Annotated in this window: 17 protein-coding genes; 7 read left to right on the top strand and 10 right to left on the bottom strand. The window is 71.2% G+C overall.

What is annotated here, in order from left to right; all coding sequences use genetic code 11:
* Positions 1-33 precede the first annotated feature (33 nt).
* Genes ACSHV8_RS10880 through ACSHV8_RS10850 form a run of 7 tightly spaced genes read right to left on the bottom strand, consistent with a single transcriptional unit; the run spans position 34 to position 6,874 of the window.
* Positions 34-2,061 carry a glycoside hydrolase family 27 protein gene (locus ACSHV8_RS10880; protein ID WP_436531932.1) on the bottom strand — a complete coding sequence of 676 codons (2,028 nt, stop codon included), beginning with the start codon at positions 2,059-2,061 and terminating at the stop codon, positions 34-36.
* Positions 2,062-2,063: 2 nt separating this feature from the next.
* On the bottom strand, positions 2,064-2,654 hold the full coding sequence (locus ACSHV8_RS10875) for a bifunctional 4-hydroxy-2-oxoglutarate aldolase/2-dehydro-3-deoxy-phosphogluconate aldolase (RefSeq protein WP_436531930.1): 591 nt from the start codon (positions 2,652-2,654) through the stop codon (positions 2,064-2,066).
* Complete coding sequence (locus tag ACSHV8_RS10870; RefSeq protein ID WP_436531928.1) at positions 2,651-3,520, bottom strand: sugar kinase; 870 nt, start codon at positions 3,518-3,520, stop codon at positions 2,651-2,653. Before ACSHV8_RS10870 ends, ACSHV8_RS10875 begins: the two co-directional genes overlap by 4 nt.
* Positions 3,517-4,254 carry a hypothetical protein gene (locus tag ACSHV8_RS10865; protein ID WP_436531927.1) on the bottom strand — a complete coding sequence of 246 codons (738 nt, stop codon included), beginning with the start codon at positions 4,252-4,254 and terminating at the stop codon, positions 3,517-3,519. The genes ACSHV8_RS10870 and ACSHV8_RS10865 overlap by 4 nt, the downstream gene beginning before the upstream one ends.
* Complete coding sequence (gene dgoD / locus ACSHV8_RS10860) at positions 4,248-5,396, bottom strand: galactonate dehydratase (protein WP_436531926.1); 1,149 nt, start codon at positions 5,394-5,396, stop codon at positions 4,248-4,250. The genes ACSHV8_RS10865 and dgoD overlap by 7 nt, the downstream gene beginning before the upstream one ends.
* Positions 5,377-6,108, bottom strand: coding sequence for a FadR/GntR family transcriptional regulator (locus tag ACSHV8_RS10855; RefSeq protein ID WP_436531924.1), 732 nt, complete (start codon positions 6,106-6,108; stop codon positions 5,377-5,379). Before ACSHV8_RS10855 ends, dgoD begins: the two co-directional genes overlap by 20 nt.
* 28 nt (positions 6,109-6,136) lie before the next feature.
* Positions 6,137-6,874: an SDR family NAD(P)-dependent oxidoreductase gene (locus ACSHV8_RS10850; RefSeq protein ID WP_436531922.1), complete on the bottom strand. Its 738-nt coding sequence runs from the start codon at positions 6,872-6,874 to the stop codon at positions 6,137-6,139.
* 102 nt (positions 6,875-6,976) lie between these two features.
* Here ACSHV8_RS10850 and ACSHV8_RS10845 point away from each other — a divergent pair, with 102 nt between their 5' ends.
* The 7 genes from ACSHV8_RS10845 (at position 6,977) to ACSHV8_RS10815 (ending at position 15,076) form a co-directional block, all read left to right on the top strand.
* Positions 6,977-8,254, top strand: a complete 1,278-nt coding sequence (locus ACSHV8_RS10845; RefSeq protein ID WP_436531920.1) for an ABC transporter substrate-binding protein — start codon at positions 6,977-6,979, stop codon at positions 8,252-8,254.
* Positions 8,251-9,183, top strand: a complete 933-nt coding sequence (locus ACSHV8_RS10840) for a carbohydrate ABC transporter permease (protein WP_436531918.1) — start codon at positions 8,251-8,253, stop codon at positions 9,181-9,183. Before ACSHV8_RS10845 ends, ACSHV8_RS10840 begins: the two co-directional genes overlap by 4 nt.
* Positions 9,180-10,010, top strand: a complete 831-nt coding sequence (locus ACSHV8_RS10835; RefSeq protein WP_436531916.1) for a carbohydrate ABC transporter permease — start codon at positions 9,180-9,182, stop codon at positions 10,008-10,010. Before ACSHV8_RS10840 ends, ACSHV8_RS10835 begins: the two co-directional genes overlap by 4 nt.
* Entirely contained in the window at positions 10,007-11,206 is a 1,200-nt protein-coding gene (locus ACSHV8_RS10830) for a cellulase-like family protein (protein WP_436531914.1), read from the top strand. Before ACSHV8_RS10835 ends, ACSHV8_RS10830 begins: the two co-directional genes overlap by 4 nt.
* Before the next feature lie 2 nt (positions 11,207-11,208).
* Positions 11,209-13,212: an alpha-galactosidase gene (locus ACSHV8_RS10825; RefSeq protein WP_436536739.1), complete on the top strand. Its 2,004-nt coding sequence runs from the start codon at positions 11,209-11,211 to the stop codon at positions 13,210-13,212.
* A complete protein-coding gene (locus tag ACSHV8_RS10820) occupies positions 13,209-14,117 on the top strand; it encodes a lactonase family protein (RefSeq protein ID WP_436531912.1) in 909 nt (302 codons plus the stop codon). Before ACSHV8_RS10825 ends, ACSHV8_RS10820 begins: the two co-directional genes overlap by 4 nt.
* A 674-nt stretch (positions 14,118-14,791) precedes the next feature.
* A complete protein-coding gene (locus tag ACSHV8_RS10815; protein ID WP_436531910.1) occupies positions 14,792-15,076 on the top strand; it encodes a hypothetical protein in 285 nt (94 codons plus the stop codon).
* A gap of 15 nt (positions 15,077-15,091) precedes the next feature.
* Here the strand turns inward: ACSHV8_RS10815 and ACSHV8_RS10810 are convergent, their stop codons facing one another.
* The 3 genes from ACSHV8_RS10810 to ACSHV8_RS10800 all read right to left on the bottom strand — a co-directional run bounded on the left by ACSHV8_RS10810 (position 15,092) and on the right by ACSHV8_RS10800 (position 17,968).
* Positions 15,092-16,093 carry an LLM class flavin-dependent oxidoreductase gene (locus ACSHV8_RS10810; protein WP_436531908.1) on the bottom strand — a complete coding sequence of 334 codons (1,002 nt, stop codon included), beginning with the start codon at positions 16,091-16,093 and terminating at the stop codon, positions 15,092-15,094.
* 21 nt (positions 16,094-16,114) lie between these two features.
* Complete coding sequence (locus ACSHV8_RS10805; RefSeq protein WP_436531906.1) at positions 16,115-16,408, bottom strand: ArsR/SmtB family transcription factor; 294 nt, start codon at positions 16,406-16,408, stop codon at positions 16,115-16,117.
* Between the two features lie 84 nt (positions 16,409-16,492).
* Positions 16,493-17,968, bottom strand: a complete 1,476-nt coding sequence (locus ACSHV8_RS10800; RefSeq protein WP_436531904.1) for a diguanylate cyclase domain-containing protein — start codon at positions 17,966-17,968, stop codon at positions 16,493-16,495.
* Positions 17,969-17,994: the final 26 nt, after the last annotated feature.

The raw sequence follows: 17,994 nt of genomic DNA, 5'->3' as shown, positions 1-17,994 counted from the left end.
GGGGCGCCGGTCATGACCGGCGCCCCCGCCTGGTTACAGCGTGGTGCGGTGGATGTGCCCGTCCACACCGCGCAGCACGATCGTCGCGCTGCCGCCGGGGCCGGGTTCGGCGCCGATCGCGCCCTGGATCTCGTCGGTGGCGAACTCGGGGCGCTGGAACCAGCCGCCCCACGCGCCGTCGACGAAGTTGCGCTGCCACAGCCGGTTGTCGGCGGCGACCGCGAACAGGTAGATCCGGCCCTCGGCGGCCACCGCCGTGGGGCTGCCGCTCAGCGTGCCGCCCAGGTCCTGCCACGAACTCCAGGTGGTGCCCGTGCGCACGATTTCCGAGATCGATTCGGTACGGCCCCGGACCGTCACGTGCACGGCCCCGGTGCCGTCGATCGCCACGCCGGGCCGGCCGAGAACCGCCTGGCCGTCCGGGCCGCCGAACACGGTCCAGCCGGTGTTCGGCCCCCGCGAGTGCAGCAGGTCGTCGGAGCCGCGGACGAAGACGGTCCAGTCGGTGGGGCTGACGAACGCCACCGACGGGTCGTCGGCCGCCGATCCACCCAGGTCGGTCCACGCGCCCCAGGTGCCGCCGGTCAGCGTGCGGTGCCGGATCCGGTCGTCGGTGCCGCGGGCGAAGACGTCGATGCGGCCGCCGGACGATCCGTACGCGAAGGGCTGGCCTTTGATCTTGAGGTTGAGGCCGCGCCAGCGGCCGTCGACGTTCTCCTGCAGCGTGCCGTCGGTGCCGCGGGCGAAGACCCGGCCGCCGGCCGTGGCCGGAGCCGCCGACGCGACGCCCAGATCGGTGCCGGCCACCTGATCGGTTCCGGTCAGGCCGAGCATGGCGACGCCGTGCGCCGGGACCGTCGTGGTGTAGCTGCCGGTGAACGTGCCGGCGTCCGCGCGGGCCCACAGGTCACGGACCCGGACGCCGCCGCCGAGGGCGACGGTCCCGAACGTGACGGTGATGTCCTGCGCGGTGTCACCCCGGTTGAGCAGGGCGACCGCGCGGCGTCCGCTGCCGGTCAGCGTCTTGCTCCACACCTGGGTCGTCGATGACGTGTCGGCCACCTTGACGCCCTGCTCGACCAGCGGGTCCTGGTCGACGGCGACGATCTCCGGGTTCGTGAGCGCGCCGATCATCTCGGCCGGCAACGTCCGCGGGTCGGAGCCGATGATCAGCGGGGAGGCCATCATCGCCCACATGCCGAGCTGGGTCTTCGACTCGTCGAAGGTGAGTTCGGTGCCGCCGCCGGGCATCGGGCGCATCGGCACCAGGTAGTCCGGGTCGTTGAAGTGCCCGGGCGAGGTCGCCGACGGGTGGTACGCGTTGACGTCCATGTTGCGCAGCACCCACTGGTACTGCCACTGCGGCTGGACGTCGACCAGGCCGACGTCGGTGTAGGTGCGCCACGACCGGGCGATCCGCGGCGCGTAGGTGTAACTCCACGTCGACAGGTTCTGCGGCGGGTACGGTCCACCGCCCCAGTCGCTGCTGACCGGGTTGCAGATGTTCAGGAACATCGGCCGCGGCGCGTGATCGATCTCGGTCGCGAGCTGCCGGAACAGGGTTTCCGGGTCGAGCCCGGCGGCCCGCCCGCACAGCCAGTCGGCCTTGAGCGCGTCGAAGCCCCACCCGGCGAACTGGCGGACGTCGTCGCGGTAGTGCCCGTAGCTGCCGAGGCCGCACTGACCCTCGATGTACGGCCCGGCATCGGTGTAGATGCCGGCCTGGAAACCACGGTCGTGCAGGTATTTCGTCAACGCCCGCATCCCGGACGGGAACCGGGCCGGGTCGGCGACCAGGGCACCCTTGGCGTCGCGCGGGGTCGGCGCGGCCCAGTTGCCGTCGATCCAGATGGTCCGGTACCCGGCGTCGCGCAGGCCGTCGCGGGCCATGGTGTCGGCGATGGACTTCACCTCGGCCTCGGTGGGGTCGCCGCCGAGCCCGAAGTAGGTGTTCCACCCCATGTAGGGGGTCGACGAGCTCACCGGTGGTGAGGCGTAGGCGGGGGCGGCGATCAGAGGGATGAGGAGAAGACCGAGAGCAGCAGTACGGAGGAGGCGCACACTTACTCCTTCTTGAGGTGCAACAGGTCGCGCTGGCGGGGGTCGGCCAGCGCGGCGCCGAGCGCGACCACACGCGCTCCGGCTTGCAAAAAGGTGGTGACGTCCCCGACCGCGATCCCGCCGGTGGCGACGAAGTTCGCGTCGGGGAACGGCCCGCGCATGGCGGTGATCCACGCCGGGCCGAGTGCGGTGGCCGGGAAGGCCTTGAGCCAGCGATGCCCGGCCAGCCAGGCCCGCTGGACGTCGGTGGCGCTGCCCACGCCGGGCAGGTGCGGCATCCCGGCGGCGGCGCTGGCCGCGGAGATGTCCAGGTCGAGGCCGGGTGCGACGGTGTACTGGGCGCCGGCGCCGGCGGCGGCGCGCACCTGCTCGACGGTGATCACCGTCCCGGCGCCGACCCGCAGCCCCCGCTCGGCGGCGGCCGCGGCGGTGGCCCGCAGCGCCGGGATCTGCTCGGGCGACCCGATCGGGATCTCCAGGACGGTGACCCCGGCGTCCCACAGCTGCCCGGCCACCGCGACCGTCTCGGCCGGTGGGAGCCCGCGCAGGATGGCCATGACGGTGACGCCGCCGAGAATGTCGTCGAAGCTCATCGGGTTTCCTCCAGTCGGGCGATGTCGCCGGTCACCCGCAGGGCCGCCCCGGCGATCCGGTGCCCCTCACGCAGGCGTTCGTCCTCGGGCCGGTCGGCCAGCAGCGCGGACAGATAGCCGGCGGCGAACGCGTCCCCGGCGCCGACCGGCTCGACGACGTCCACGGCCGGCGCCGGGGCGACGGTGACGCCACCGGGGTGGAACGAGGTGGCCGCGACGGCGCCGTCCTTGACCACCAGAACTGCCGGCTCGGGCAGGAGTTCGCGCACGTCGGCCGGGGTCTTGACGCCCCACAGCGTCTGCGCCTCGTCGAGGCCGACGAACACCAGGGACGCCTGCGCGGCCAGCGAACGCAGCACGGGAGCGGCCGTCGTGACCGGCCACAGTCGCGGACGGTAGTTGACGTCGAAACTGCAGCGCCGACTCGCCAGCAGCGACGAGACCAGCGCGGCGCAGCCGTCCGAGAGCGCCGGGGTGATGCCGCTCAGATGCACGAGCCGCGCATCGGGGACCGGCGTGCCGGCGTCCATCGCCGACGCGGCCGAACCGGCCCGGTAGTAGAAGACGCGCGTCCCGTCCACGCCCGGATCCTTGAAGAAGACGCCGGTCGGGCGGTCCGGGTCCACGACGACGTGCGCGACGTCGACGCCGTACCCGGCCACGCCCCGCTGCACGAGCAGCCCCAGCGGATCGTCGCCGACCCGGCTGACCCAGGCGCTGCGCACCCCGAGCTGGGCCAGGTAACTGGCCACAGTGGACTCGGCGCCCGCGAGGTCGAGCCGGGTGGGGCCGCCGAGGTAGAGCGGCGCGGGCGGATCGGGGGTGACCAGGGCCATGGTCTCCCCCACGCAGACGACGTCGATCATGCGGCGCTCACCGTCAGCTGCCACGTGCAGACGCCGCCTGCGGGCACGATCGCGGCGTCGCCCGGCCCGGCTTCGGCCAGGTCCCAGACGCGGCCCACCATAGGTTCAACACCGATGCTTCGGTACGGACGGAGAGCCGGCCAGCCGCGCAGATTGCGCCAGAGGGCCGTGGACACCGGCAACCCGCTCGCCTCCAGGTGGAACCTGAGCCGCTCACCGTCGGTGACGGTCACCCGCGGGCAGTCGAGCAGGATCGCGCCGGTGGCGGTGCCGTCGTCCGGCCCGAGGTCGGCCAGCGGCGTCGGCCACTTCTGGTCACCGCCGCCGTCGACCCTGGTCACGGTGCCGTCGGGCGCTTCCAGCCGGGCCGCCTGACTCACGTCGAGCAGGGCGTGCGCGGCCCACAGGAAGCGCCATCCGGGCTCGGCCTCCAGGCGGTAGGACGCGATGAGCGCGTCCCCGGAGGTGGTGAACATACGGGTCAGCCGGAACTCGCCGGTGTCCAGGACCGCGGTCGCCGCCGACAGCGCCGTCCACGGCCGTGACCAGGCGTCGCCGTGATCGGGGAGGCCGCGGATCGTGGGGATGCACTCCTCGACCCCGCCGGCGTCGACGAACCCGGCACCCGGCCCGACCCGGTGGCGGGCGTCGTCCGGCCGGTGCCACAGCCACTCCCGGCCGCCCATGGTCAGGCTGGTCCAGCGGCCGCCGCGGGCCGCGTCGAAGGTCACCATTCGGCGAACGAGCCGTCGTCATGGCGCCACACCGGGTTGCGCCAGGCGTGCCCGGCCGCGTCGGCCCGGCGGACCGCCTTCTCGTCCACGGTGATCCCCAGGCCGGGGGCGTCGGTGCGGGCGATGTGCCCGTCCACGATCCGCAGCGGGGCCGGGTCGGCCACGTAGTCGAGCAGGTCGGCCGTCCCGCGGTGGTAGTGGATGCCCATGCTCTGCTCCTGGATCAGGAAGTTCGGCGTGGCGAACGCGACCTGCAGGCTGGCGGCCAGGGCGATCGGGCCGAGCGGGCAGTGCGGGGCGAAAAGAGCGCCGTAGGTCTCGGCGAGCGCGGCGATGCGCCGTACCTCGGAGATGCCCCCGGCGTGCGAGAGGTCCGGCTGGACCACGCTGACGCCGGCCTGCAACGCGGGCAGGAAACCGGCCCGGTCGAACAGGCGCTCCCCGGTCGCGACCGGCACCGGCGCACAGCGCACCAGGTCGGCGAGCAGGTGGGTCTGCTCGGGGACCAGGGGTTCCTCGACCAGCAGCGGGCGCAGCGGGGCGACCGCGGGCAGGATCATCCGGGCGGCCGGCAGGGTGGCCCGGCCGTGCAGGTCGATGGCCACGTCCCGGTGGTCGCCGAGCACGGCCCGGGCGGCGGCCATCCGGTCGACCACGTCGTTGATCTCGGCGCTGGTCGGGATCGGGGAGAGCCGGCCGCTGGCGTTCATCTTGATCGCGGTCATACCGGCCTCGACGTGCTCGGTGACGGCGTCGGTGATCTCGCCCGGCTCGTCGCCGCCGACCCAGGCGTAGACCCGGGCCCGGTCCCGCACCGGGCCGCCCAGCAGCGCGTGCACCGGGGCCTGGTAGGCCTGCCCGGCGATGTCCCACAGGGCCTGGTCGAGCCCGGCGACGGCGCTGGAGAGGATCGGCCCGCCGCGGTAGAAGCCGCCCTTGGTGAGCACCTGCCAGTGGTTCTCGATCTTGAGTGGATCCTCGCCGATCAGGTACTCGGCGAGCACGTCGACCGCGGCCCGGACCACTTCGGCCCGGCCCTCGACGACCGGCTCGCCCCAGCCGACCAGGCCCTCGTCCGTCTCGACGCGGCAGAACAGCCAGCGCGGCGGGACGAGGAAGGTCTCAATTCTGTCGATCTTCATCGTTCTCCCTCGGTGCGCTCTCCAGCCGGGCCACGTCTTCGACGGCCTGGTCGAGCAGTTTGTTCATGGCCCGCGCGGCCTGCGCCGGGTTGTGCCGACGAATGGCCTCCACCACGGCTTTGTGGCTGGGCACCGGGTCGGTCGGCCCGTCGGCGCCGTGGACGAGGCGGTCGCGTTCGGCCAGGCCGGTCTCGATCACCACCTCCATGCGCTGGATGAGCTCGTTGTGGGTGGCGGCCAGCAGCGCCCGGTGGAACGCCAGGTCGGCGGCGACCGCGGCCGCCGCGTCGCTGCCGGCCGCGGCCATGTCGGCCAGGGCTGTGTCCAGGGCGGCCAGGTCGTCCGGGGTGGCGCGGGCGGCGGCCAGGCTGGCCGCGCCGGGCTCGACGATGCCGCGCAGCTCGTGCAGGTCGTCGAAGAGTCCGGGCTGGTGGTGCGAGCGGGCGAACTGCCAGCGCAGCACGTCGCCGTCGAGCAGGCTCCAGTTGGACCGGGGCCGCACGAAGGTGCCGCGTTTGGGCCGGGCGTCGACCATGCCCTTGGCCGCGAGCACCCGCAACGTCTCGCGCAGCACGGTCAGGCTGACGTCGAACTCGGCCTGCAGCCCGGTCATGTCCAGGGTCTCGCCCTCGGCCAGCTGACCGGTGAGGATCCGCTGGGCGAGGACTTCGAGGACCTGACCGTGCACACCGCGCGCCGAGTACGACTGCATCCCGTTGTTCTCCCTGTCGTTGCGTTGGTCATGCCGAGGCCTTGGTGGCGGTCCAGCCGCCGTCCACGACCAGGCTCGTTCCGGTCACGTAGCTCGCCTCGGGTGAGGCCAGGAACGCGACCGCGGCGGCCACCTCCTCGGGGGTGCCGAAGCGGCCGGCGACCGTCTCGGCGACGCTCGCCGCACGGTCGTCCTCGCCGACCCAGTCCCAGGCCGGGGTGAGGATCGGTCCGGGTAGGACGGTGTTGACCCGCAGCGCCGGACCGTACTCGACGGCCAGTTGCCGGGCCAGCGCGACCAGCCCGCCCTTGGCCGCCGCGTAGGCGGGCCGGCCGGGCAGGCCGATCAGGGCGTGCACCGAGGAGACGACGACGACCGCGGTGAGGTCGCCCAGCAGAGCTTTGACGCCGAGGAACGTGCCGGTCAGGTTGACCGCGATCTGGCGCTCCCAGGAACTGAGCGTGGTCTCGCCGGCCGGGGCGACGTCCACCGTGTACGCGTTGCTCACCAGCACCCCGACCGGGCCGAAGCTATCACGCGCAGTAGCGGCGACCAAGCCCCAATCCTCGGGGCTGGAGACGTCCGCGACGACCGCCCGGGCCTGGCCCCCGGCGTCCTCGATGGCCTGGGCGATCTCGTCCGGGGGACGGATGTCGGCCAGCACCACGGAGGCACCCTCCGAGGCCAGACGATGGGCGGTAGCCGCACCGATGCCGGAGGCCGCACCGGTGACGACTGCCGTCCGACCTGCGAAACGTCCATCCATGCGGTACCCCCGGCACGCCGTATCTTCATTAATTACGAAGATATGTTGACAGCCCATCCACGTTGATGCAACCTTCTGGAAACACAACCCAGGAGGCTCAGCATGATCTCTGCTCCTCTCAGTCGCCGCGGGTTCCTCGCCGGGGTGGGTGGTCTCGGCATGGCCGGGCTGCTCGGCGCGTGCGCTACCGGGAGTGACGACAAGTCGGGGGCGGCGGCCACGACGCTCACCCTGCAGTCGTCCCTGTCCGACCCCGATCCCAAGGCCGCCCTCACGAAGGTCGTCGAGGGCTACACCACGTCGAAGACAACGCTCAACACCATTGCCATCGAGACGTTCCGGGCGCAGCTGCCCACCTACCTGAACTCGGGCAACCCGCCGGACGTGCTGACCTGGTACGCCGGCTCGGTCGCCCGGGACTACTCGAGCAAGGGCTTCCTGCTCGACGTGTCCGACCTGTGGACCGGCAACGGGGCCTGCGCCGGGTTCTCGCCCGCGCTCAAGGAACTGTCCACGGCCGGCGGCAAGCAGATCTTCGTACCGACGAACTACTACTGGTGGGGCGTCTTCTACCGCAAGTCGGCCTTCCAGGAGTGGGGCGTGCAGGTCCCGACCACCTGGGACCAGTTCATCGACGTCTGCAAGACGATCAAGAGCAAGGGTGTCGCGCCGATCTCGATGGGCACCGGCTCCACCCCGTGGGTCGCCTCCGGCTGGTTCGACTACCTGAACCTGCGGATCAACGGCGCCGACTTCCACCGTGACCTGCTGGCCGGCAAGCACTCGTTCGACGGCCCCGAGGTCAAGGCCGTGATGGACCACTACAAGCAGCTGGTCGAGTTCATCGACCCCAAGGGCCGCTCGTACTCGTGGCAGGACGCGGTCACCCCGCTCGCCTCGAAGAAGGCCGGCATGTACCTGATCGGCGCGTTCGTCACCTCGGCGGTGCCCCAGGACCAGGTCGACGACCTCGACTTCTTCCGGGTGCCGATCATCGACCCGAGCGTGCCGCTGGCCGAGGAGGCACCGACCGACGGCTACTTCGCCAGCGCCAAGTCGAGGAACCCGCAGGGCGCCAAGGACCTGCTGTCCTACCTGGCCTCGGCACCGGCCCAGCAGCAGTTCATCCAGCTGGCCAAGTCGTCCAACCTGCCCACCTCGTCGCAGGTCGACACCAGCACGTTCTCGCCGCTGGTGCAGAAGGGCATCACGATGCTCAACGACAGCAAGTCGATCACCCAGTTCTTCAACCGGGACTCCAGCGACGAGCTGCAGACCACGGCCGATACCGCGCTGACCAAGTTCCTCGACTCCCCCGGTGACGTCGGCAAGATCCTCACCGAGTGGCAGGCGAGCGCGAAGAAGGTACTGGGCTCGTGACGACGACCGCCGCGCCACCACGGCCGCCGACCGTTGCCGCCCCGACCCTGCGCCGGGGACGGAGGCTGCACGCCGTACCGAAAATTGTCTGGCTCTTTCTGTTGATCCCGGCGGCGGCCGAGGTCGGCATGGTGTTCTGGCCGGCGGTCAACAGCTTCTACCTGTCCCTGACGGAGTGGAACGGGCTGGGCGCCGCCCGGCCCGTCGGGCTGCAGAACTTCCGCGACCTGTTCTCCGACGACGTGTTCCTCGGGGCGCTGAAGAACAACGTCATCTGGGCCGTCGGGTTCGGCGGGCTGTCCGTGCTCGGCGGGCTGGCCCTGGCCGTGGCCCTGAACCGGCCCCGGCGCGGGGTCGGCCTGTACCGCAGCGCCATCTACCTGCCGATGGTCTTCTCACTGGCGGTCACCGGCCTGTTCTGGCGGGTGCAGTACCAGCCCGACGGGACGATCAACACGCTGCTCGGCGCGGTCGGCCTGCACAGCCTGGAGAAGCAGTGGCTGGCCGACCCGGACACGGCGCTCTACGCGGTGCTGATCGCCGCGGTGTGGCGCCAGGTCGGGTACGTGATGGTGCTCTACCTGGCCGGCCTCAAGGGCACCGACCCGCTGCTGGACGACGCCGCCGCGGTCGACGGCGCCGGCCCGTGGCAGCGGTTCCGGTTCGTGACCTGGCCGCAGCTGCGCGGGGTGAACACGGTGGTCTTCGCGGTCACCGTGATCGACTCGCTGCGGACCTTCGACATCGTCTGGGCGATGACCCAGGGCGGGCCCTACCACTCGTCCGAGCTGCTCAGCACGTACATGTTCCAGCAGGGCTTCACGTTCCTGAACCTCGGCTACGCCTCGGCGATCGCCGTGGTGATCTTCGCGCTGGCCCTGGTCTTCATCATCACCTACCTGGTGCGGGCCACGAAGGAGGAGGCGTGACGACAGTTCCGATGAAACGCCGATGGGTCTTCCACGCGGTGATGGGACCGCTGGCCCTGATCTGGGTCGCGCCGATGCTGTTCGTGCTGGTCCTGGCGTTCCGCTCGTTCGACGACATCGCCGAGCACGGCACCGCGGCGTTCCCGGCGTCGTTCGCGCTGGACGGCTTCCGGGAGGCGTTCGGCCGTGGCGAGATGGGCCGGGCGCTGTGGACCAGCGTGCAGGTGACCGTTCCGGCCGTGCTGCTGAGCCTGCTGCTGGCGTCCTGGGCGGCGTACGCGCTGAGCCGGTACACCATCCCCGGCCGGCGGGCGATCCTGCTGACCATGCTGGCCGGCAACCTGCTGCCCCCGCAGATCCTGCTGATCCCGGTGTCGCGGGTGATGGAGTCGCTCGGCATCTACGACACGCTGATCGCGCTGGTCGCCATCCACGTCGGCTTCGGGCTCGGGTTCTACACGTTCGTGCTGCACGGGTTCATGCGCGCGCTGCCCGAGGAGATCACCGAGGCGGCCCGGATCGACGGCGCCGGGCCGATCTCCGTCTACGCCCGGATCATCATGCCGCTGTGCCGCCCGGCCCTGGCCGCGCTCGGCGCACTGGCCACCACGTGGATCTTCAACGACCTGATCTGGGCCATCACCGTGCTCCGGACCGAGGCGAAACTGCCGGTCACGGCCGCGCTGCTGAACCTGCAGGGCGGGTACGTGAGCAACTGGAACGTGGTGGCGGCGGCCTCGGTGATCGCCGCCGTGCCGACCGCGATCGTGTTCTTCGCCTTCCAGAAGCACTTCGTGTCCGGCCTGCTCGTGGGGTCGGCCAAGTGAACATCACCCTGTGGGACTTCACCTGGTACACCCGGTTCCGGGACCTTGCTCTGGTCTTCGGACAGGCGGTCGACCGGGGTTACGACACCGTGCGGATCTGCGCGATGCCCTACCTGCTGTTCGGTTCCGGCCTGGACACGTCCGCGCTGCGATTCTCCGGGCTCGGCGGGGAGTTCGGTCAGCGGACGCGCTGGTACGACGTACCCCCGGACGGGTCGGCAATCGACGGGCGGGCACATCTGCTCGAACTGTTCCGCCAGGCCGAGGCCCACGGCTGCCGGGTCATCGTGTCGAGTTGGGAGTACCAGCAGAGCCCGTCGTTCGCGGTCGACGACGCCTGGCACCGCGCGCTGCAGGCGGTCCCGTTCGAGGACCGGACCGTGGTGCTGGCCGACGCCCACGCCGCACTGATCGACTTCCTGCGCGACCACGGCCTGGACGACGTGGTCGCCTACGTCGAGCTGCACAACGAGGTCACGCACAGCGGCCTCAACGACGGATCCGGGCTACCCGGTATGCGCGACGCGCTGGAACGCGGCATCGACCGCTTCAAGCAACGCCACCCCGGTGTTCCGGTGGCCGCCAACTTCAGCCGCGTGCCGGTCGGCCAGATGCGGTGGCTGCCGCGCAACCAGGACGTGGCGGTCTTTCACCCCTATGTGTACGGCGTTCTCGACCAGCTCATCGACGAGTTCGCGCTGCGCGACACCGGCCGGCCGTTCCCGCAGGAGCGGGCGTTCGCCGAGTTGCTGCGCGACGACGCACCGCCGCTGCCGGACTGGCGGCCGCCCGACTCGTGGAAGACCGCCGCCACGATCGTGCCGCAGCGCGAGATCTACACCCACGACTGGTGCGACCCGGACAGGTGGGACCGGTGGCTCTACGACCGGTACGGCGAGCACCGCCGGGCCATGCGGGAAACGCTCGACACCTGGCTGAACGTGGCCGCCGACTACGCGGCCGGGCGTGGGATCCCGCTGGTGTTCGGCGAGGGCTGGGTCGGCTACACCCCGCTGCACGCGAACTTCGAGGAAGGCCCGGTCGGCGCCGAGATCTGCGAGCACGCCGTCCGCCGGGCCCGGGACCTGGGCGCCTGGGGCACGGTGATCTGCTCCAACGCCGCGCCCCACCACCCGATGTGGCAGGACGTCGACCTGCAGCGACGACTGAACGACGAGTTCCGGGAGAACCGTTGAGCATGTGGACCATCACCGGCGACAGCACGGAATACACGGTGAACGACCGGATCGAACTGGTCGCCTGGGGGCCGCACGGCGTCACCGACGGGCCGTCGGCGTACGCGTTCCACGGCAAGGTGCAGTACATGCTGCCCGGCGACGTGGCCGCGCTCGAATACGCGCCGGACGGGCTGCGGCCGTTCACCGGCGCCGACCTGTCCGTGGCCGGTCACGCGCTGACCTGGCGGCTCGACGGCGTCGAGGACGGCGACGGGCTGACCGCCACCCTGGTCGACGACGTGACCGGGCTGCGGGCGACCCTGCGCTGGCGGTTCGCGCCCGGCACCGACGTGCTCGAACGCTGGGCGACCCTGCACAACGGCGGACCGGAACCGCTCACGCTGACCCGGCTCGACTCGGCCGGCTTCACCGTGCCCACCCCGGCCGGGGCGACGCTCCACTACCTGTGGGGGCAGTGGGCGCAGGAATTCACGCCGGCGACGACCATCCTGACCCGCGGGCGGTTCCAGATCGGCAGCGAGCTCGGCGTGACCGGGCATCTGTTCTCGCCCACGCTCACCATCGAGAACGGCGACGCGGCGTACGGCGTGGGCCTGGCCTGGACCGGGTCGTGGCACCTGACCGCCGACGCCGACAACGCCGGGCTCACCCGGATCCGGGCCGGACGATCCGTGACCGGCGAGCCGGTGCGGCTCGGCCCCGGCGAGACGGTGACGACACCGGTGGCCGTGGGCGTGTACAGCGCGGACGGGGTCGACGGGGTGGCCCGGCAGTGGCACGCCTACGAGCGGCACCTGGCCGGGGAGCGGCTCGGCCGGACCCGCAACGTCATCTACAACTCGTGGGAGGCGACCACCTTCGACGTCACCGCGGACGGGCAGCTGGCCCTGGCCGACGTGGCGGCCTCGCTCGGCGTGGAGACGTTCGTCGTGGACGACGGCTGGTTCGTGGGACGCCACGACGACACCGGCGGGCTCGGGGACTGGACGCCCGACCCGGCGAAGTTCCCGGACGGATTCGGGGCGTTCGTCGACGCCGTACGCGCAAAAGGTCTTGAATTCGGGCTGTGGGTGGAGCCGGAGATGGTGAACCCGAAATCGGCGCTGTACGCGGCGCACCCGGAGTGGATCTATCAGGCGCAGGGGCGGCCACGCAGCACGATCCGCAATCAGTACCTGCTGAACCTGGGGCGCGAGGATGTGTTCGCGTTCGTGCGCGACACCCTGGACGGGCTGCTCACGACGTACCCCATCGGGTATGTGAAATGGGATTTCAACCGTCCCCGCACCGAAGCCGACCGCGACACGGCCGACCTCGACGGCGCGCACGTGCGCAACCTCTACCGCGTGCTCGATCATTTACGGACAGCCCACCCGGACGTGACCATCGAGGGATGCGCCGCCGGTGGCGCCCGGGTCGACTACGCGACGGCCGCCCGCACCGACGTGCTGTGGCCCAGCGACAACACCGCGCCGCTCGATCGGTTGCGCATCCAGCACGGCTTCCTCTCCGCCCACGCGCCGCACCTGATGAGCTCGTGGGTGACCGACGCACCCGGACTGTTCGATGTGCAGAAACGGTCCCTGGCCTTCCGGTTCGTGCTGGCCAGCGCCGGGGTGCTCGGGATCGGCGCTGACATCACCCGGTGGAGCCCGTCGGAACGGGCCGAGGCCGCGGAGTGGATCGCGCGGTACAAGGCGGTCCGCGAGGTGATCACTCGCGGCGAGGTGCACCGGATCGGCGGGCCTGACCAGGCACGATGCGCCGTGCAGTACACGCACGGGTCACGCGTCGTCGTCCTGGCGTGGAACGCGGGCGGCCTTGACGGGCAGGACACCGTGCCGGCCCGCGACATCCGGCTGCCGCTGCGAGGACTCGAACCCACCGCGCGCTACCGATCAGGAACGGACACCTATTCGGGGAGTCATCTCATGGCGGTCGGGCTGCCGGTCCGCTGGACGGTGTCTCATGACGCGGACCTCGTCGAGCTGGAGCGCCAGTGATCATCGGCTGCTACACCGCGGAGATGGGCGGCAACGGCACCGGGCTCGTCATACCCGGCGGACCCAGTGTCGAGACACCGTCACCGTCCTACATCATTTCCCAAGACGATTTCCTGTACGCGGTGAACGAGACCGGGGACGGGACGGTCAGCTCCTACGACCGGCACACCCTGGCCGTCCTCTCCACCGTGCCGACCGGCGGGGTGTGGCCGTGCCACCTGGCCTATCACCCAGACGGATATGTGCTGGTAGCCAACTACGGGAGCGGCAGTGTGTCGGTGCATCCCGTGGGTGGGGGTGTGCTGCGGGCGTACACGGACCTGGTCATGCTTCACGGAAGCGGGCCACGGGCGGACCGGCAGGACGGGCCGCACGCGCACCAGGTCGTCGTGGACCCGTCCGGGGCGGTGACCGTGGTGGACCTCGGGTCGGACCGGTTGTGGCACTACCGACTGCGCGGCGGCAAGCTGATCGGAACCGGTCAAACGGTGGTGCCGGCGGGGACCGGGCCGCGCCACTTCGTGACCCAGCCGTCCGGGCGGCGGTATCTGGTCGGCGAGCTGTCCTCACAGATCCTGCTGCTCGACGGCGAGCAGGTGCTGACATCGGTCCCGACCACCGGCTTCGGCGGGTCAAACCTGCCCAGCGCGATCCGGCTCGACGGTGACCTGCTGTACGTGGCCAACCGGGGTGCCGACACCCTGGCCGTCTTCGACCTGGACCTGCGGCCGATCGCGGAGGTGCCGTGCGGTGGGGCCTGGCCGCGCGACCTCGTGGTGGAGGGTGGACTCGTCCACGTCGCCAACCAGCACTCGGACACGGTCGTGACCTTCACGGCCGGTCCTTCACCGCAGCCGACCGGTGCGGTCTTCCACACCGGTTCACCCGCCTGCCTGCTCCCCTGACTCCCCACCCGCCCGGCGCCCGGGCCGGTTCCCCGACGTCCTCACACCCTCCAGCACCAGCCGGCGACCCCCAGCTGGCACTCACGGCTCCTTCCCGCCCGCTTAGCAGCCCTCACCACCAGCCGGCAACCCCCAGCTGGCACTCACGGTTCCTTCCGGGCTGCTTTGGAGCCGTCACCACCAGCCGGCAAGCCGCAGCTGGCACTCACGGCTCCTTCCCGGCCCCTTTGGAGCCCTCACCACCAGCCGACGGCTCTCAGCTGGCGCTGACGGTTCCTTCCGGGCCGCTTTGGAGCACTCGGCGCCAGCTGGCGGCTCTCGGTGGGGTGCTTTGCGGGCGGCGGCGGAGTGGGCGGCGGATCGCCGTACCCGGAAGGGGTTCTTGTGGTGGGCGGCAGGGGGGGCGGACGGCGGATCGTGACCCGGGGCGGCCTGCTTTGAGCTGGCACCGCACCGGGCCGAAGCGGCGGCAACCACCTCGACCGGCGCTTACGTTGCCTGGCAACCAAAACCTTGACCACCCACGACCGCAACTCGCCGGCGGGCCCGGGATTCAAGCGAACAAGCAACGCCGGCCTGCCTCTTACAGGCCGGGCTGGCCGGGCCGATTACAGGCCAGGCTGCACGGGCCGGGCTTGACGGGCCGGGGTCGGGTTGGACGGGCCGGGGTCGGGTTGGCGGGCCGGTCAGGGCACCGCCTGGACCCCGGTGGGCGGCAGGCCCGCAAGCTGTACGCCGGTGGTTACGGCTTCTTCGCCATCAGCCCCGGCTCGGGCGACATCATCCGATACGCCAACGGGCAGTGGAACCGGATCGGCGGTCCCGGCTACACGTTCCTGGTCGGTGACACCGCCCTCTACACCCTGTCCCCCACCCGGGACATGGTCGTGAAGTACAGCGGCAGTGGCGACCGGTGGTACCGGATCGGCGGCCCGGCCCGTTCGATCGCCCCCTGCTGAGCCGCGCTGCGGCGATCAGGCGGCCGCGGTGGCCGCCATGGCCGCGCCGGTCAGTTCGATCGAGCGGACGCGGTCCTGGACCGACTGGGCGTGGTGGGCGGTGATCAGCTCGTCGGCCTGGCTGGACTCGGCGAACTCGGCCAGGTAGTCGCGGACCTCGTCCGGCGTGCCGACCGCGGTGTACCGGGTCATCTGGGCCAGCTGCTGACCGCCCGGGGAGGCCAGGAACGCGTCGATCTCGGCGTCGGTGTAGTTGCGTCCGACGCTGCCGCGGGAGATGAACGCGCGGGTGCGGGCCCGGTAGGCCGACGTCTTCTGCGCGACCGCCTCGTCGTGGCTGTCGGCGGCGATCACGTTGACGCCGGCGATCACGTACGGCTCGGCGAGCTGCGCCGACGGCTCGAACGTGGTGCGGTAGACGCGCACCGCCTCGTGCAGCGCGTCCGGGGCGAAGTGGGAGGCGAACGCGTAGGGCAGGCCGAGCTTGGCCGCGAGCTGCGCCCCGAACAGCGAGGAGCCGAGGACGTAGAGCGGGACGGGCTGCTCGGCGCGCGGGACCGCCTGCACGCCCGGGATCACCGAGCGGCCGGCCAGGTAGCCCTGCAGTTCCAGGACGTCCTGCGGGAACGTGTCGGCCGCCGTGTGGTCGCGCCGCAGCGCCCGGGCCGTGAGCTGGTCGCTGCCCGGCGCCCGGCCCAGCCCGAGGTCGATGCGCCCCGGGAAGAGCGTCTCCAGGGTGCCGAACTGCTCGGCGATGACCAGCGGTGAGTGGTTGGGCAGCATGATGCCGCCGGCGCCGAGCCGGATCGTCGACGTGTGGGCGGCGACGTAGCCGATCACGACGCTCGTGGCCGACGACGCGATCGTGGCCATGTTGTGGTGCTCGGCGTACCAGACCCGTTCGAAGCCGGCCGCCTCGGCCGCGCGGGCGAGCGTCACGCTGGCCTCGAAGCTGTCACGGGCGGTCTGCCCGGCGGCGATCGGCGCCAGGTCGAGCAGGGAGAGCTTGGTGGGCATCGAGGTGCCGCCTTTCGTGAGTCACAGATCGTGGTGCAGGCGCTCGGCGAAGGCGCGGATGCGCTCCTCGTCCCGGCGGTAGTAGGTCCACTGCCCGCGCCGGGTCGACCGCAGGAAGCCGGCTCGTTGCAGGATCGCCAGGTGGGCCGAGACGGTGGAGGCGGAGCAGCCGGCCCGCCGCTGGAGCAGGCCGACGCACACGCCGGCCTCGGTGTCCTCGATCCCGGGGAAGTGCGCGGCGGGATCCTTCAGCCACTCCAGGATCGCCAGGCGCGTCTCGTTGGACAGCGCCTTGCACTCCTCCAGCACCGGCACCCACCGCCCTTCGGCATTTCGCTTATTAACGAAATTAGTTCACGCAGCGTGGATACCGCCACCCACCATGACGCGGCTCACCGATCAGCTCGCGAGGCGTACCACGCCTTTGCCGGCGGCTTTGGCGGCGTAGAGCGCGACGTCCGACTCGTGCAGGACCCGGTCGATGTCGTGTCCCGGGCCCTCGGCCAGGGCGACGCCGACGCTGCCGCGGGCGAACAGGGTCGTGCCGGCGATCGTCATCGGCTCGGCGAGACCGGCCAGGATGCGGTCGCCGGTGGCCGCGACGTCCGCCGGATCGGTCACCTCGGTGATGATGATGGCGAACTCGTCGCCGCCGAGGCGCGCGACCGTGTCCTGCTGGCGCAGCGCCGCGCTGATCCGGGCGCCCGTCTCGACCAGCAGGGCGTCACCGGCCGCATGACCGTACGTATCGTTGATGATCTTAAATCCATCAAGATCGAGCAGCAGTACGGCGGTGCAGCTCCCCGGCCGGGTCCGGGCCAGGGTCGTGCGCGCGATCGTGTAGAACGCGGCCCGGTTCGGCAGCCCGGTCAGCACGTCGTGGTGGGCCTGATGGTCGAGGCGCCGGCGCTGCTCCTCGAGGTCGGTGACGAGCGCCTTGACCGCGATCAGGTTGAGGAACTGCCGGATCATGGCCAGCACCGACGTCGACAACAGGGTCCAGACCAGAACCGGACTCAGCGACCCGGTGTGCACGTACGGCACGGCGACCGAGGTCAGCGCCACGCTCACCGGCAGGTACGGCAGGATGCTCCACGAACCGGCGATCGGCTCGGCCTCGTCGTCCCGGGTGTCGTTCCGCGTGACCATGGTCTGGCTGGCCAGCCCCATGATCAGACCGCCGACGAAGTAGACCGCGCCCAGCCCGTTGGTGTACCACGGAACGTCGTACACATGATTGTGGGTGCTGATGATCGCGGCGAGAGCGAACGTGGCCAGTCCCGCCGAGAGCAGACGCATTGATCGATATCGGCCGGCGGCCGGGCGTGACATCAGCATCAGCGCCAGCGCGGCGGCGATCACCTCGGGCAGGACCGTGACGATGAAGAACGCCCGGTTCCCGGCGTCGAGGCGGCTCGCCGCCGGGGCCAGCACGAACTGCCAGGACGTGGCGAAGATGGCCCCGGCCACGGTGGTGACGTCGATCGCGTACGTGATCCGGGCCAGCCGATTGGGGAACGGCGGCACGGCGACCAGGATGGCCGGCACGACGACCACCGCGGCCGCGATGCTGATGAAGCTCGCCATGTCGCTGACCAGCGTGACCCCGCCGAGAACGGCGTCGAGCGTGTAGAACAGGTACGAGACGCCCAGCATGCCGGCGGCCAGCGCCCCGAGCATCAGACCGGCCCGCTGCCGGCCCCGATTCTGCCGCGCCTGCCGACGGAAGCCGAACGCCGCGTAACAACCGGAGACGGCGATCGGCAGGCAGGCCACGATCAGGCCGGCGTTCTTCGACAGGCACGGCAGAAGAAGCTGCAGGGCTATCCCTGTCAGCACGATTACCGCGAGCCGCGTCAGCAGCCGGTTGCTCACGGCCATCCTGATCGGCACCGAGCGCG

This window comes from Actinoplanes sp. HUAS TT8 (assembly GCF_051380535.1).
In the GTDB taxonomy this organism is placed as follows: Bacteria; Actinomycetota; Actinomycetes; order Mycobacteriales; family Micromonosporaceae; genus Actinoplanes.
Note: the sequence above shows the minus strand (reverse complement) of the source record. Positions and strands in the feature narration are given on the sequence as shown.